The organism is Thalassotalea agariperforans (assembly GCF_053470345.1).
Window position 1 is genome coordinate 385,144 of the sequence record NZ_JBQMWH010000001.1, and the last position, 17,158, is coordinate 402,301.

Annotated in this window: 13 protein-coding genes; 3 read left to right on the forward strand and 10 right to left on the reverse strand. The window is 37.2% G+C overall.

Annotation, left to right across the window (positions count from 1 at the left end; translation table 11 throughout):
• Positions 1–13: 13 nt before the first annotated feature.
• Positions 14–4,483: a glutamate synthase large subunit gene (gltB, locus tag ACSLUO_RS01755; protein ID WP_448245630.1), complete on the reverse strand. Its 4,470-nt coding sequence runs from the start codon at positions 4,481–4,483 to the stop codon at positions 14–16.
• Positions 4,484–4,911: 428 nt separating this feature from the next.
• Positions 4,912–5,838, reverse strand: a complete 927-nt coding sequence (folE2, locus tag ACSLUO_RS01760) for a GTP cyclohydrolase FolE2 (RefSeq protein WP_448245632.1) — start codon at positions 5,836–5,838, stop codon at positions 4,912–4,914.
• Between the two features lie 437 nt (positions 5,839–6,275).
• Between folE2 and ACSLUO_RS01765 the strand changes: the two genes are divergently transcribed.
• On the forward strand, positions 6,276–6,620 hold the full coding sequence (locus ACSLUO_RS01765; RefSeq protein ID WP_448245633.1) for an Hpt domain-containing protein: 345 nt from the start codon (positions 6,276–6,278) through the stop codon (positions 6,618–6,620).
• A 38-nt stretch (positions 6,621–6,658) separates the two neighbouring features.
• Here ACSLUO_RS01765 and arcA read toward each other — a convergent pair whose 3' ends face one another.
• The 3 genes from arcA to ACSLUO_RS01780 all read right to left on the reverse strand — a co-directional run bounded on the left by arcA (position 6,659) and on the right by ACSLUO_RS01780 (position 10,611).
• Positions 6,659–7,366: a two-component system response regulator ArcA gene (arcA, locus tag ACSLUO_RS01770; RefSeq protein WP_448245635.1), complete on the reverse strand. Its 708-nt coding sequence runs from the start codon at positions 7,364–7,366 to the stop codon at positions 6,659–6,661.
• Between the two features lie 470 nt (positions 7,367–7,836).
• Positions 7,837–9,450 carry a sensor histidine kinase gene (locus tag ACSLUO_RS01775; RefSeq protein WP_448245637.1) on the reverse strand — a complete coding sequence of 538 codons (1,614 nt, stop codon included), beginning with the start codon at positions 9,448–9,450 and terminating at the stop codon, positions 7,837–7,839.
• Between the two features lie 123 nt (positions 9,451–9,573).
• Complete coding sequence (locus ACSLUO_RS01780) at positions 9,574–10,611, reverse strand: methyltransferase (protein ID WP_448245639.1); 1,038 nt, start codon at positions 10,609–10,611, stop codon at positions 9,574–9,576.
• Between the two features lie 185 nt (positions 10,612–10,796).
• Between ACSLUO_RS01780 and ACSLUO_RS01785 the strand changes: the two genes are divergently transcribed.
• On the forward strand, positions 10,797–12,062 hold the full coding sequence (locus ACSLUO_RS01785) for a DsbA family protein (RefSeq protein ID WP_448245641.1): 1,266 nt from the start codon (positions 10,797–10,799) through the stop codon (positions 12,060–12,062).
• A 47-nt stretch (positions 12,063–12,109) separates the two neighbouring features.
• Here the strand turns inward: ACSLUO_RS01785 and traF are convergent, their stop codons facing one another.
• Both traF and maoP read right to left on the reverse strand, forming a co-directional pair.
• Positions 12,110–13,372 carry a conjugal transfer protein TraF gene (traF, locus tag ACSLUO_RS01790; RefSeq protein ID WP_448245643.1) on the reverse strand — a complete coding sequence of 421 codons (1,263 nt, stop codon included), beginning with the start codon at positions 13,370–13,372 and terminating at the stop codon, positions 12,110–12,112.
• Positions 13,373–13,586: 214 nt separating this feature from the next.
• A complete protein-coding gene (gene maoP, locus ACSLUO_RS01795; protein ID WP_448245644.1) occupies positions 13,587–13,979 on the reverse strand; it encodes a MaoP family protein in 393 nt (130 codons plus the stop codon).
• Between the two features lie 293 nt (positions 13,980–14,272).
• Between maoP and rmf the strand changes: the two genes are divergently transcribed.
• Positions 14,273–14,446, forward strand: coding sequence for a ribosome modulation factor (rmf, locus tag ACSLUO_RS01800; RefSeq protein WP_448245646.1), 174 nt, complete (start codon positions 14,273–14,275; stop codon positions 14,444–14,446).
• A gap of 83 nt (positions 14,447–14,529) precedes the next feature.
• Here rmf and ACSLUO_RS01805 read toward each other — a convergent pair whose 3' ends face one another.
• From ACSLUO_RS01805 to modB, 3 genes are read right to left on the reverse strand one after another with little or no spacing between them, the layout of a single operon-like run.
• Entirely contained in the window at positions 14,530–15,297 is a 768-nt protein-coding gene (locus ACSLUO_RS01805; protein WP_448245648.1) for a HesA/MoeB/ThiF family protein, read from the reverse strand.
• Between the two features lie 17 nt (positions 15,298–15,314).
• Entirely contained in the window at positions 15,315–16,448 is a 1,134-nt protein-coding gene (gene modC / locus ACSLUO_RS01810; RefSeq protein WP_448245649.1) for a molybdenum ABC transporter ATP-binding protein, read from the reverse strand.
• Between the two features lies 1 nt (position 16,449).
• Complete coding sequence (gene modB, locus ACSLUO_RS01815) at positions 16,450–17,157, reverse strand: molybdate ABC transporter permease subunit (protein ID WP_448245651.1); 708 nt, start codon at positions 17,155–17,157, stop codon at positions 16,450–16,452.
• Position 17,158: the final 1 nt, after the last annotated feature.

Sequence of the window (17,158 nt, forward strand, 5' to 3'; positions counted from 1 at the left end):
CCTCAAATCGCGCTTAGCTAGTTTGAACACGAAGTTCAGCAGTTGAACGGCTGCGATGGCCTAATAACGTTTTCACGTCAGTTGCTGTCGGTTTAATTAATTTAAACATTGGCGCGAATTGGTCAAAGCTTTGTAAAATTTGCTGAGCACGTAAGCTGCCCGTTTCTTCAAAGTGTTGGTTGATAATGCCACGTAAATGTTCTTTGTGAATGCTAAGGCTTTCATCTTCAATGTTTAACATTTCGATAGACTCTTTGTTCAAGCGAATATCTAAGTCGTTAGCTTCATCTAATACGTAAGCAAAACCACCTGTCATACCGGCACCAAAGTTTAGACCAACTTGGCCTAAAATCGTAACGATACCACCAGTCATGTATTCACAACCGTGATCACCCGTACCTTCAACTACCGCATGACAGCCTGAGTTACGAACCGCAAAACGTTCACCTGCACGGCCACAGCCATACAATTTACCGCCAGTTGCGCCGTATAAACAGGTATTACCCATGATCATTGATTTGTGGCTTTCAAACGCTACGCCTTTAGGTGGCTTGATGGTTAATTTACCACCAGTCATACCTTTACCAACGTAATCGTTTGCATCACCAGTTAAGGTCATTTCTAAACCACCAGCATTCCAAACACCAAAACTTTGACCAGCAGTACCGGTTAAGTTAACTTTGATTGGTGCGCTAGACATACCTTGGTCGCCATGATGACGAGCGATTTCACCAGATAATGAAGCACCCACAGAGCGATCTGTGTTTTGAATGTTGAATCTAAATTCACCACCTGAGCTATGTGCAACAGCTTCACTAGCTGCTTCAACTAACTGCTTGTTCAATGTACCTGGATCAAAAGGTTCATTGCCTTCAGTTTGGAATTGAGCAGTACGTTCGTCAGCAATTACTGGTGCAATAATTGGCGTTAAATCAAGTTTTTCTTGTTTAGCGCTAATGCCCTGTAATGGTACTAATAAGTCAGTACGGCCAATTAAGTCAGTTAATTTTTCAACGCCTAATTGCGCTAAAATTTCACGAACGTCTTGAGCAACAAACTTGAAGTAGTTCATTACTTGATCAGGTAAACCTTTAAAGTACTTTTCACGTAACTCGTCATCTTGTGTTGCAACACCTGTAGCACAGTTGTTTAAGTGACAAATACGTAAGAACTTACAACCTAAAGTGATCATAGGAACGGTACCAAAACCGAAACTTTCAGCACCTAAAATAGCTGCTTTTACTAAGTCTAAGCCAGTTTTTAAACCGCCATCTACTTGTAAACGTACTTTATGGCGTAAACCATTCGCTACTAATGATTGATGTGCTTCAGCTAAACCAAGCTCCCAAGGACAACCCGCATATTTAACCGAGGTTAATGGGCTTGCTGCCGTACCACCGTCATAACCTGAAATGGTAATGAAGTCAGCATATGCTTTAGCAACACCAGAAGCGATAGTACCAACACCTGGGCCTGATACTAATTTAACAGACACAACCGCTTTTGGATTCACTTGTTTTAAATCGAAAATTAGCTGAGCTAAATCTTCAATTGAATAAATATCGTGATGAGGTGGAGGTGAAATTAAGGTAACACCTGGCACTGAGAAACGAAGTTTCGCAATTAACGGTGATACTTTATCACCTGGTAATTGACCACCTTCACCTGGCTTAGCACCTTGGGCAACTTTAATTTGTAAAACATCAGCATTTACTAAGTAATGTGGTGTTACACCAAAACGACCAGAGGCAATTTGTTTGATACGTGAGTTTTTCACAGTACCAAAACGGCGCTCATCTTCACCACCTTCACCAGAGTTTGAGTAACCGCCTAAACGGTTCATGGCAATAGCTAAGGCTTCATGTGCTTCTGGGCTTAATGCACCAATTGACATTGCAGCACTGTCGAAACGTTTAAACATTTCGGTGTCAGCTTCTACTTTTGAAATATCAATAGCATTGGTGTCTTCTTTTAAGCCTAATAAATCACGTAACGTTGCCGCAGGGCGCTTATTTACATGATCAGCGAATACTCGGTAATCGCTATAGTTACCTGTTTTAACCGCGTTTTGTAAGCTATTAACTACGTCAGGGTTAAAGGCGTGATATTCACCACCATGAACGTATTTTAATAAACCACCGTGGTCAACTTTTTGGTGTGGTAAGAAAGCTTTACGAGAAAGGTTAATACCATCTTGTTCAATATCGCTAAAATCAGCACCTTCAATACGGCTTGGTAAATCAGGGAAACAAAGTTTAGTGATGTTTGAATGAACACCAATAAGTTCAAATAAACCAGCACAACGGTAACTAGCAATGGTTGAAATACCCATTTTAGATAAGATTTTTAATAAACCTTTATCAATACCGTTACGGTAATTGTTTAATGCTTGGCGAACAGTAAGTTCGATTTGGCCTTCTTTAACCATTTGTTCAATGGTTTCAAACGCCATGTAAGGATAGATAGCAGTAGCACCTAAACCTAATAATACGGCAAATTGATGAGAGTCACGTACCGATGCTGTTTCAACAATAACGTTTGAGTCACAACGTAGTTGTTCATCAACTAAGCGTTTTTGGACAGCACCAACAGCCATAGCAGCTGGAATAGGTACTAAACCTTTGGCAATGTTACGGTCTGATAAAACTAAGATTACGGTGTTTTCTTCACGAACAGTTTTAACAGCTTCATCACATAAGCGTCTGATCGCAGCTTCTAAGTTTTCTTTTGCTGGATCAAAGTTAAGCTCTAACGTTTCGCTACGGTAATGTTCAGGATCAGCTTCTAGTAATTGTTTGAAACCGCTATACATTAAGATTGGCGAGTTAAAAACGATACGGTTGGCATGGCCTGTTGTTTCGTTGAATACGTTATGTTCACGACCTACACAAGTCGCTAACGACATAACATAGCGTTCACGTAATGGATCAATTGGCGGGTTAGTTACTTGCGCAAATTGTTGACGGAAATAATCGTAGAAGATACGTGGCTTACTTGATAGTACCGCCATAGGTGTATCATCACCCATAGAGCCAGTTGCTTCTTGACCATTTTCGGCAAGCGTTTTAACCACTTGCTGAATTTCTTCATAGCTATAAGCAAATAATTTATGGTACTGGGCAATTTCTTGCTCAGAGTAATCACTGTTACCAATTTGATCATCAGGGAATTCTGAAAAAGGAATTAAACGGCTGATGTTGTTGTCTAACCACTCTTTATAAGGGTGGCGAACTTTTAATTCGTTATCAATATCTTTCGATAATGAAATTTTACCGGTGAAGGTATCTACTGACATCATTTCACCAGGACCAACACGGCCTTTTTCAACAACTTCATCTTCGCCGTAATCCCAAATACCTACTTCTGAGGCAAGGGTAATAAAACCATCACGAGTGATAACATAACGCGCAGGACGTAAACCGTTACGGTCAAGGTTACAAGCAACGTGACGACCGTTAGTCATTACGATACCTGCAGGGCCATCCCATGGTTCCATGTGCATTGAGTTGAACTCATAAAATGCTTTTAAGTCATCATCTAAACATGGGTTGTTTTGCCATGCTGGTGGCATTAACAAACGCATAGCGCGGTATAAATCCATACCGCCAGCTAAGAATAAATCTAGCATGTTATCTAATGACGATGAGTCAGAACCCGTTTCGTTAACAAACGGTGCTGCATCATGTAAATCAGGTAATAATGGCGAATTAAAACGATAAGTACGGGCACGACTCCACTGACGGTTACCTTTAATAGTGTTAATTTCACCATTGTGAGCAAGGTAACGGAATGGCTGAGCTAAATGCCACTGTGGTGAAGTATTCGTTGAAAAGCGTTGGTGGAATACACAAATCGCACTTTGTAAACGAATATCAGCAAGGTCTAAATAAAAGTTAGGTAAATCTACCGGCATTACTAAGCCTTTGTAGATATTTACCGTACAAGATAAACTCGCAACGTAAAAACGCTCATCAGTAATACGTTTTTCTGCACGACGACGTGCCATATATAAACGACGCTCAAGATCGCGATTACGCCATCCTGGAGGAGCATCAACAAATATTTGCTCAATTGCCGGTACATTACCCGCAGCAATTTCACCTAAAATTGTTGGGTCAGTAGGAACGACACGCCAGCCCACAATAGTTAAGGTTTCTTTTTTTAATTCTTCTTCAAATATTTTCTTTGAAGCAGCGGCAAGTTCTTCATCGGGGTTTAAGAAGATCATACCGACAGCGTATTTACGGCCTAATTTCCAACTGTTTTCTTCGGCGATTGCTCTAAAAAAACTGTCAGGTTTTTGAATTAATAAACCACAACCATCGCCCGTTTTGCCATCTGAGTTGATGCCGCCACGATGCTGCATACGATCAAGCGCAGATATTGCGGTTTTGATCAGTTTATGACTAGTTTCACCTTGTTGGTGCGCAATTAGTCCAAATCCACAATTATCTTTTTGAAAATTCGGGTCATAAAGCTGCATTGTATTATCTCCTAACTAAATAAACCTTTAGGGAGAAGGGAAAACGATAAAATATGTGTTTTTAAAAACACATAAGCACCCTTAACTCTCCCCGAGAGGAACCCTTAAGATTAAACACTTATTAGCCAAACGTCAATGTGAATTAGAGTTTTTGCTCGTATATAAATTACACATTTTCGTCGGATTAACTAAATGAAAAATCCGTTATTTGTTTAAATTAACGCTATATCACCATGTGAGGTCGTAATATTCATCAGATTTTGTAATTTACTTACTAAATCTGATGCTTTCCGTTGTTATATTACGATTCTGGTATTAGATGATTTTCATTTCGTTTATAAGCTTTTAATCTAGAGCTTACGTTTCATACCTTTCGAATGAAAATGAAATAAATTCACATATAGCGGCACATATATAGTGCTTTTGAATTACGGCTGATATCCGCCAATAATTCCTTTAGTTGTTACACTTACGGCATCGTGCGCATGCAACGATTCTAAGTGATTGATGCGAAGCCAAAAATCATCAAATTCAGATTTTAAATTCATCGCATGTTGCAAACGTCTTGCTGCATCTTCACAAAACATTAAGTTTTGGCCATTTAAACGCGCAAATTCCTGTTCGTCTTCTCTTTTTACTGCTGCTTGAACAGGGGTTTGTAAAGCCTGTTCAATCGTATCTACTAACTCAGTAATTGGGAAATTGTCAGCTTGTTGATTCAATTTCACTTTTACTTCAGCAACAGAGCGTTGACTATGAGGTGTTGCAACAATACCTTCCGTAGTGCCTAACCATTCGTGAATACTATCAAGATCTACATCGCTATTGGCGCTAAATGTATCTCTGAATGATTTTTGGATCAGTTGTCTAGCAAGTGCTGCTGAACAAGGGCAAGTTGATGAATATGGTACATCAACTGTTAACTCGACATTGAGTTTTCCTTGATTGACATGGCCTGTTAATACCACAGGATATGCTTTCCAGCCTTGCTTTCCGCTAATTAAAGATTTACGACGTAAATGGTAATCAAAGCGAAATTCAACTTTTGCGTTGTCACTTAACTCTTGATGACTTGAAATAAAACCATCTAACAAGGTTACTAATGCTTGATAAGTTAAAACCCCTTCACTAGAAAGTTCGTCTAACAAAAGATATAGGCGTGACATGTGAATGCCTTTTGCTTTTGGTTCTTTTAAATTAACAAAAGCATCGATACTGGCAGACACCATGCGATCAGCTTGATCTTGTGAAGCAACCATTATTGGCATTTCGATATTACTCATACCAACCCAATCCAATGTTCCTTCCGTTTGGGCCGTGGTATGGTTTGCAATATCAGGCATTGTTGTTGACATTACTACATTACTCTTAATTATAGTGTTAACTATATGTGCTTAAATTTTAGAGGACTCTAAATAGAATTCCTGAAATTTTCGTTAAATCTTTAATTCTTTTATACTCGGTAAAAATGACCCAGTAAAAAGGCCGGCTATTCTGAACGAAAACCACCTTAAAAGCAATCTTTTCCAAGCTTAGCCGTAGATAAAAAAAACATCGAAGGGCTGATATTCATTCACTTGTTGAATATAGTAACTGTGGTGACATTCTCTTGGGAGTTGTTACTATAGCAGTAATACGCAATTGCTGAACTTTTATGTTTAAATTTTGTGCATATTAAAGGCAGTTTAAATGCTGGTTAAGTGCTTATAGGTGTAGAATAATACGCTCACCTAAGCTTGAGCTTGTATATGCCGTTAGCAAAACTAATAGATCTTAATTGAAAGGAAGGCCGATGCCAGAAAATACCTCGTTAGATAGTGTTTTATTAGACGATTATAAAGCCAGTTTAGGGCTTGATATAGTCAGTGATATGTTAGATTTGTATGTTAATCAATCAGCACTTTATTTAGCTGATATCAAACTGGCGGCAAGCTCTGGTGATAATCAAGAATGGCATGATAAGTGCCATAAAATGAAAGGGGCAGCAAGCAGTGCCGGCTTAGTTAATGTACGTGCCTACCTTGTTGAAATAGAACATTCTAAGGCTGAGGCGTCAGTTAAAGCGGATTATTATCAAGAACTAACTAGGTTGAATGATGAGGCCATTATTCACTTTAAAGCTTGGCTACAAGCATAACCATAGCTACCTTCTCTATCATCATAGATGAGAAGGTATTAATTTTCTTCTAGTTCGCCAATAAAGCGGTAGCCTTCACCATGAATGGTATTAATAAGTTCACGGCTATCATCAACAGCTTCAAAGTGTTTTCTTAAACGACGAATAGTTACATCAACGGTTCTATCATTAGAGCGTAGCTCACGTCCGGTCATTTCTTTAATTAGCTGCTGGCGGGTAATTATTTGACCGGCATTTTCGATCAATAGCTTTAAGGCTCGATACTCACCTCGAGGGATGGCAATTTCTTCACCGGTTGGGCTAAGCATTTTTCTTGAATTACCATCGAGTGACCAACCATTAAATTTGATAATAGCATTGCTAGGCTCTTGTTTGCCTTGGCTTATTCTATTCAGAATATTACGTGCTCTTATGGTGAGTTCACGTGGGTTAAAAGGTTTAGTTAGATAATCATCAGCGCCAATTTCTAGCCCAAGCACTTTATCAATATCACTGTCACGACCGGTTAAAAAGATTAAGCCTAAATCCGGTTGTTTTGTTAGCTCTCTAGCGAGTAATAAGCCATTTTTCCCAGGTAGGTTAATATCCATGATGACAAGATTGATGTGGTTATTTCTAAGCTGAACTTCCATTTGGCTACCATCAGTAGCCTCAAAAACTTGGTAGCCTTCCGCTTCAAATAAATTCTTGAGATTAAAGCGTGTTACATCTTCATCTTCAACAATTAGAATGCGTTGCTTTTGCATTTTAATTCATCCATTAATTAGTGTGGCCAAATAGGGGCTGTTTATCTTTGTTTAATAATTCAGCTGAGAGATAAAATCGTTTTAATCAAGGCTGAAACTATGTCGTTTAGTTATCTAAACCAATAATTTTTAACGCCCAGTAAAGCGATTTTAGCCTCAGCCCTCAGTGCATAGTGCAATGGCTATTTTTTCGCTAGCTGCATTAGAATTTCACTCATTTGGAATTCACGCATTTGGAATAAGCAAACAACCTTCATTCTGCTTTGCTATCACTTAAAATAGCCTATTGCTGAAAGTATAAACAAAGAACAACAGACCCTAGGTACGGCCAAGGTATTTTTAAAAAACTAAAAGAACGTTAAAAACGCTCAAAAAAAAGTGTTAATAAAAGATTATCATTTTGTTAATACTTTTTGTTAATAATAATACAAAGATAGCCTAAATCACTACAAGGTTGCAATCAAATTGGCTTAAATAGGTATATTTATCTCGAAGGTAACCCCTTGACTAGGAATGCTTTCTAATTGAATAGAGCCGCCTAATGCTTGAGTTACTAAATTATAAACTAAGTGTAATCCTAAACCACTGCCACCTTCACCACGCTTGGTTGTTACAAAAGGTTCAAATACTTTTGCTTTGACAGAATCATCAATACCAACGCCGTTATCTTGGTAGATAATGTTTAATTGGTTACTCAGTTCCATAATGGTAATTGTGATCGTTCCTTCAGGGCCGTTATTAAAGCCATGAATTTTACTATTCATAATTAAGTTAATAAATATTTGGTTCAGCGGCCCTGCTTTAGCATTAACGTATAGCGACTCATTACACTGAATATTTATTTGATAGTTGGTGTCTTTTAACTGTGGTCCTAATGTTAAGCAAACTTCATCAAGCAGTTGTTTAACATTAAAATAGCGAGCTTCTTCATTAGATTGATCAACAGCAACTTGTTTAAAGCTTGAGATAAGATCCGCGGCGCGGTTTAAGTTGCGAATAACAATACTAATATTTTCGTCAGTTTCATGTAAAAAACGTTTTAGCTGGCTGCCTTTTAGTGTTTTATTATCATAAGCTTGCTGGATTTCAGTTAAGCGATCTGCCAGTAATGACGATGCCGTTACCCCTAAACCAACAGGGGTATTTACCTCATGCGCAATACCCGCCACCATATCACCTAATGAAGCCATTTTTTCGTTTTCAACTAATTGGCCTTGAAATTGGTGTAGTTTTTCTAAAGTTGACAGTAGTTCTTGGTTTGATTCTTTTAAGGCATCGGTTCTACGGTTGACTTTGTTTTCTAATTCTTGATTTAAACGTAAAATTTCTTGTTCAGCGTCATCACGTTTGGCTAAGTGTTTTTCGGTTCTGGCAAGCATAATGTTTAAGGTTCTACTTAACATATCGATTTCGGTGTAATCACTAGCTTGGCATCTTAGCGTGTAATTTTTACGTTGTGAGATCAGTTGTATTGTTTGAATTAAATTACCAATAGCACTGACGATAGAAGTATGGAATTTCGAAACCATCATCAATGAAAATAAGATTGATAAGGACAAAATAACGACACCAGTAATAACACTAGCGCGAATAATATTGTTAACTGGCGCGATACTAGATTGAATATGAACATAACCAATGAGCTCTTGGTTAGCATTAGTGACCGCTTTGATATATTCAATTCGATCATTAAACAGCTGAGGTGTTGACAGCGTGGCTATTTTGGCTTCGTTTGGATATAACGAAGGAGATAACGAGTTCTTATTGTAATTGGCCGCCAATAATAAGGTTTTATTATCAGTTTTGTAGATGTAAACAAAATTGATCATTGGGATTTGGCTAAAGGTAGACAACTCTTTTTGTGAGCTGATATTGTCGGCACTGTATTTATTAATCAATGTTTCCGCTTGTACTGACACTAAATCAGCCCAATTTCGCACGTTATCAGATAGTTGATTTTTAGCTTGCTGAACAAAAATAGTGGCTAAAATACCGATAGAGCATAAAACAACAATTAAAACAAAAATCGTATTTAGGTAAAATAACGGTCGTTTTAAAGATTGAATATTGTCGTTTTTTAACATAAAAATGTAAGCTCACATAATGATTAACGTTCTGTTGTTACGACAGAATCTTTGACAGTTCTTATTATATACCTAATCCTGTTATTGTGCATGACTGAGGCTAAGTTGTTACCTAAGTTAAAATTAATTTTTCTTTAAACAGTGATAAACAATAAAGCCTTGCTGATTAACAAGCTCGTTAACTTTAGCAAAGTTTTTTTGCATGATAGGTTTATAAGTTAAAAAATTATTCGCGACGACAATTAATTCACCATTGTTCTCAATGTTTTTATTGATGCCGGTTAAAAAACTTTCTGTGGCGTGATAATTGGTTTTTAAGCCTTGGTGAAAAGGCGGGTTGGTGATAACAACATCAAAATGACCTTTAATATGTGATAGGCTGTCTGTGGCTATTACATCACCGGTTAATTGGTTCATTGCTAAAGTGCGTTTCGCCGAACTTATCGCTAAAGCACTGACATCGGCTAAGGTTAAGCTTATATCAGCATACTGCTTAGCAATAAAGCTAGCGATAACACCAGCTCCACAACCAAAATCTAATAACTTTGTCGGCTTAATGTTAGGTAAATTTTCTAACAAAACCCGAGTACCAATATCTAATTTTTTTTGGCTAAAAACGCCAGGTAACGCAGCAACCTTAATACAAGTACCAGCAATATCAAGTGGGTATTCATTAAACCAGTCATTTAAGACAAAGTTTTTACCTGACTGTTGGTAGCGGCCAGAAAATAACATGCAGTGTCGCGCGGAATCATTTTTTTGGTAATGGTTTAAGTAACTCTCAACTATTTTTTTAGATGAGTTAATACCGCTATTTTTTTCACCAACGATCACAACAATTGCTGAGCTATCAAGACTAGATTCCAGCATAGCTAAAATAAAGCTTAATTCTGCTTTTGCTTTGGGATATTGAATAATCACCAAATCATGATTTAGCTCATCTTGGTAGGTTGCGTCAAAATAACTCTGATAAGCACTATTTTTTTGGTGTTGCTGATAAGCTTGAAAGTTACTGTTAAAGGTTGTTATTTGACTGTCAGGGTAAGTCAATAAATAGTCCTGAATAAAGCTATCTGCCGTAAGGTTGATGAATAGTGGGCGTTTACTTTTTAACGATGATAAGTTGCGAACTAATATTTGGCAGATATTATTTTCAGACATTAAGTGACTCTAGCTAGCTAAATAGTGAGTTGCTTTGTATAGCCCTGAGAGTGCTATTTAATGTTACATCACTATTTTATGTAATAATTAATGGGTATTTTAAGGTTTTGTATGACGATAGCTATATAAAATTAAGGATTTGGAGTGAAACTTGTTTCAGGGAATTAAAGATGAGGCAATTTTTGATGGATAAATTACTCAAAGGCTTTGTTGTTGGCTGGTTTAAAAGCGACGTTCGTCGTTGGTGGCTTCATGCCTATTATAATTTTATTCCTAAGCTGCTACATAAAAAACAATCGCTTGATGTTTTTCTGGCGTTAAGTGATCCCTATAGTTTTGTCTTGGTGCAAACCTTGCCCGCACTAGAAAAACGTTTTCACGTTAAAATTAACTTATTCTTAATGTATGAAAAAAATCAAGTTTCTCAAACGGGTAAACTATGGCGTGAATGGACGATAACGGATGCTAATCATTTTGCTCATTTATACGGCCTACAAGCTATCACGCAAGAGCCGGAAATTCGCTCACTAGTGACAGGACAGCAAGTTTGGCAATTACAGAGTAAAAATGTTGCGAATGCGATCAGCCTTTTTAAACAAACTTGGCTTAATCAATTCACTGAGTTTTACGGGCCTTCAACACCTGTGATTAATTTTCAAATTAAAAACCAGCAAAAACAAATTCGTAAAGGGCACTATCAATCGGCCAGTATTTATTTTGCTGGTGAATGGTATGTTGGTGTCGAGCGACTTGGTCATTTAGAACAGCGGCTTAATAAAATAGGGGTATCAATAGATAAACCTGAATCACTTTTTAATAAACATCATTTAACTTACCAGCCAAGTGCCGCTAAATTACCACAAACTGAGTTGACGGTTTATTTATCTATTTGTAGTCCTTATTCTTATTTGGGGTGGCTGCAAGTGGTTAAATTATCGCAAAGTTACCAAATTCCTATAAAAGCCAAATTGGTGATACCGTTGTTAATGCGTGGCATTCAAGTACCCATTGAAAAACAGCGCTATATCCTGTTTGATGCTTTACGTGAAGCGCGAGTGAAAAACTTACCTATAGGTAAATTGACTCAGCCGTTAACTGAGAGTGTGACAGCGATTTATCAACTGTTTCCTTATATGGAAACAGTTGATAAAAGTTTTGATTATGTAAATGCGATATTTTCTGCGGTTTATGTTAAAGGGCTTGATCTGGCTAAGGCCGATAATTTAAAGGAAATTTGTTTAGCTATTGATGTTGATTATGAGCAAGCGCTTCAATACAGCGAAACCCATGACTGGCAATTAATGATTGATGCCAATCAACAACAAATTGAACAATTGGGGTTTTGGGGTGTGCCTTGTTTTACTTTTGAAAGTGTTGCCTGTTGGGGGCAAGATAGGCTTTTTTTAATTGAACAAGCGATATTAAATAGCACTAAAATAAAAAGCGCATAATGGAAATTATGCGCTTTTTTAAATAATTCTTTAGTTTTACTTTAATGCTAAATTTTTAAACCAAATTGTAAGGCAAAACCTGCGGCATCTTCATCGCCGGCTACAGCAGCAATATCAAATGACAAGACATCACCAGGTGAAATACCTAAACCAACAGTAACAACATCATTTTCAACGTCGTTCATATCAGTACGTGTACCTAATCTAAGTTGTAAATGTTCTGACCAATCAAAAGCAACACCTAGCGCGGCAAATTTAGGTTTGTTTTCTTGATCAGAAAAAGCTAAACCTTGTCTGTCGGTTAAGTCAACTTCACCGGCCAATGTAACCCAATCATTTTTATAGGCAAAACCAGCTGTTACTTGTGGTTTTACTTCAAAAGTAATTTCTTGCGAATTAGCACCTGTAGTGGTGTACTGGATTTCTTGACTTGCTAAGTTATTAGCCACTAAAGCAAAGCTCCATTGACGCTCTTCGCCCCAGCTGGTATATACACCTAGGTCATAGTTAATAGCACTATCACTTTCAGCTTCTTCACTTAAATCAAAATCATCTTCATCAAATTCACGAATGTTTTTATCTATGAAGACAATATCTAAGCTTTGGTGTTTAATTTTTGCTCCTAAGTCTAAATCATAGCTGTCGGTAGAAATAACATTACGTCCAAATAATACACCAGCTTCAACAACAGAATAACCAAAGGCACGTGCGCCAGAGTCTAATTTTGAGTCGCCGTTATTATCTTCTAATAAATCAGCATTTAAGTTATCGATAGCATCTTGCAATAAGGTATTGTCGTTGTCATTGTAATTAACAGCAAGGCCAATTTGGCCATATTGTTGAGCAAATACACCGACACTTAAATATTGATTTGGGATCAAAGCTAAGAAGTTTACACCAATATCCACTTTTACCGGCTTTTCATCAATGCTATTGAAATCATTAATGATGGCATCTTTATCAGCTGTTAACGTAGCTTGTGCGGCTTCAATTTCTCCTAAACTGTTGTAGTTTGCATTTGCCGCTTGTCTAATACTAGCTTCTAAAGCGTCAATGGCGTCGGCAATATCTTCACCTGTATCAAAAACATCATGTTCATCAGCGGCTTTTGCACCAAAGCCTAATGATAGATAAAAATCATCATCTTGATCATAATTATTAGCTAATGCTGGATTGCTAATTGACGCGGTAAAGTCATCGTTTAATGATGTAAAACCTTTACCAACATGTTTAGCATTATAGGTTTGTCCTGTTGCTGCCATGCTTACTGAAAATGCAAGTAAACTAATACCTTGGATAAGTTTTTTCATGTTTTTCCCTATTATATTATGTAATAAATATTTGATCGCTATTGAAAAAGTGTAGGGGGCAAATAACGACAATCCAATAATTCACTTAAAATGATATATAAAGTGAATTATTGGATTGTACAATAGTACTATGTAAATATTAAGTTTATTTTACAATAGCATAGGATGAGTTGTGTTGCTTGAGCAAAAATTACTTGCGAAAGATTAACAAGCGCTAATCATCAAGACCGATGATATTATCATCTGAATCAGAGTCCGAGTCTGAATCGCTATCAACATCCGAGGTATCTACTTTATTGCGGCCAAATAAAGTGTGAAATTGTTTAGGTGAAAGAATTTTATTTTGATATTTTAGCCAAGCTTTTTCAATCGCTGTGCTAGGAGCAAGTTCTCCTTGGCAGACGGCTTTGAATTGTCGTTCTTCATCGGTTTCAGCTTCTACAGTGCCAGAAGCAATAGCTGATAAAGCAACACCGTATTTTTCTAAAATGGTAACTTCGGCGATGGAATAATCCCCTGAACGGCTCATGCCTCTAGGGTAGTTTTTATCATCATAAAATTTTCGAGAAGTTTGGAAACTCTCTTTAATTAAGTCTTTTGTGGTCATAGTCATAAACTCAAAAAATTACAAAAGTGAACAGAGAGGTTTTTAGCTTAAAAATTTAATTTTGACAATCTTTTTTTCATCATTTTTTCAGGTTTATTTAATAGATGAAAAAACCTCAATCAACTATAAAACTAAGGTGATCATATGGTTACCAAAATGTGAAGTTTTTTTGAACAAATACGCTTGCAAAGGTAATTAAAATATTCTTAAATGAAATGTCAGTTATTTTTGATGTTACTGGCCGCTATTAAAACATTTCATTTACTTATCAATATGTTAAGAGAGGTTCTTCAATGAAGAGACAAAAAAGAGATCGTTTAAACAGAGCGTTTTCCAATGGTTACCAAGCAGGAGTTAGTGGAAAAGGAAAGGATAATTGTCCATATCAAAATATCGATGCTAGATCAGAATGGTTAGGTGGTTGGCGAGAAGCAGTAACAGATAAAAATATGGGGCTATTTAAATAGCCAATAAGACATCAAATTTGACCTTAATTTAAAAATGAAAGCCCGTTATATAAACGGGCTTTTTTTATTGCTGTTGTCGCTGGCTAAGTTTTATACGTATTGGTATTAACTTGGCAAACAGTACATTCAGGGTTTTTGGCTAGGCTGAATTGCTGCCAACTTGCCGATAAGCCGTCTAACATTAATAATTTATTAGTAGCAACCTCAATGCCAACCAATTGTTTGATCGCCTGTAAAGATTGCATACCGGCAATAATTGCCAATACTGGCCCAAGAATACCTAAGGTTTGACAGTTTTGCTCAGGTGCTTTCTCACTGGCAGGAAATAAACATTGATAACAGGCACTGTCAGGTTTATTACTATCAACCACTAAACATTGACCATCAAAGCCAGTGGCTGCACCTATCATTAACGGTACTTTTAATGTAACGCAGGCGGTATTTAATAAATAACGGGTTTTAATGTTATCAGTACAATCAAGTACCACATCAACTTGTGAAATATAAAAGCTGGCGAGCTCTTCATCGAGCATCTCATCAATCACTTCAATAGTTACTTCCGGATATTGCTTTAGTAATTGTTGCTCGGCAATATCGGCTTTATTACTGCCAATATCATCTTCACAGAATAAGGTTTGGCGTGGCAGGTTACTTAATTCAATATTGTCACCGTCAGCTAAATATAAGGTACCAACACCGGATGCGGCTAAGTATTGTGCTGCCGGATTACCTAAACCACCAATACCAACAATTAATACTTTTGCGTTTTGTAAGGCAATTTGGCCTTGTTCACCAAATTTATTAAGCATTATTTGGCGGCTGTATTTTAGTTTCTCTTGGTTAGTTAACACAATTTTTCCTTACTCTTTTAACTTTCAATACTGTCGTTTAGGGTTTTTACACTGCTGGCTTTAAATTGAATATAGACATGGCGTGCTTGCGAGTGATCGAGGTAATTATTCAACTGTAATTTTTCTAAGGAATAAAGCGAGATCATGACATAAAATTCTTGTTGATGGCAGATCACTTTAATTAAGGCTTTTTTCCCTAAAATTGTAATTTCGTCAATGACCCCAGCCAACTGATTAACAATGGAACTGTGCTGATTTTCTGTTAAACAAATGCTGATGTCGTCAGCCGAAATATAACATGACAATGTTGCTTGTTTATTCAGTCCAAAACGAGGGGTTGATAAATACAGTTTAGCGGCAGGTGATGCATTATCAGCAAAAGATAATGCCATTAAGCCATAAGGAGCAAGTTGCTCGCTGAGTGTTTGATCAATAGCTAGCTTTAAAGATGTTTGTTGCTGAATATTCTCGCCATAATTTAACTGATGAATAACTTGTGCCGTATGGCCTAAATGGCTTATTTTGCCTTGTGATAATACTAATAAATGATCGGCGAGTTGCTGAATATCATCTAAGCTATGACTAACATATAAAATAGGTAACTGAAATTGTTTGTTCACCTGATGTAATAAGCTAATAAGGTTGGCTTTATTACGCATATCAAGGGCACTAAAGGGTTCGTCTAATAGCAATAATTCGGGCTCATTTAATAACGCACGAGCAATAGCAACACGTTGTTGTTCACCACCAGATAACGTTGCCGGATATTGTGATAACAAGGCGGTAATATTGGTTAAGCGAATAACATCTTGATAATTAAACTGTTGCTGCTTGCGTCGACTTAAGGCGTATTGTAAGTTTTTTTCAACGGTTAAATGGTCAAATAAGCGGTTGTCTTGAAACACTAAACCAAGGTTACGTTGGTACACCTTAATATTGGTGTTGTTTGCGGTATTTAGCCAGGTTTTATCATTAAATGAAATCAAACCTTGTGTCGATTTTTCTAAGCCTGAAATAGCACGTAATAGCGAGGTTTTCCCTGCACCTGACGCGCCAAAAATAGCGGTAATACCTGATACTGGTAAGGCGGTATTTACCGAGAGGGTAAAATGTTTTAGCGGTAATTGAATATTAAGCGTTAGGTCTGCCATTTTAGCTCCCAACGTCTGTATTTATAGTAGTTGCAGTATGCTTATTAGCTTTATTTAATAGTGCGATCAAGGCTAAAAAGATAAAGGAGCCAACTAATAAACCGGCCGCTAAAATATGCGCTTGACCATAATTAAATGCTTCAACATGATCAAATAAAGCAATTGATAATACCCGTGTTTCTCCAGGAATGTTGCCACCAATCATTAATACAATACCAAACTCACCAATAGTGTGAGCAAAACCTAAGCTAGCGGCGGTAATAAAACTGGCTTTAGTCATTGGCATTACCACAGTAAAAAAGCTATCAAGCGGTTTAGCGCCTAATACTTGGCTTGCTTCAATGAGGTTATTGCCAAGCTGTTCAAAAGCTTTTTGTAAGGGTTGAACAACAAAGGGTAACGAATAAAAAAATGAACCGATCACTAAAGCGCTAAAGCTAAAAGCTAATTGGGTGCCGGTAACACTTTGCCAGATTTGCCCAGGTAGGGCAGTTGGTGAAAAAGCGATTAATAAATAAAAGCCGACCACAGTTGGCGGTAAAATGAGTGGTAGCGCAATAAACGCTTCAAAAAGTACTTTCCATCTTGACTGCATTTTAGCTAAATACCAAGCACAAGGCGTACCGATCACCAGCAATAATACGGTGGTAAATAGCGCTAACTCTAACGTGGTAATTAAAGCGATAATGTCTGGATGTAAGCCATTCATG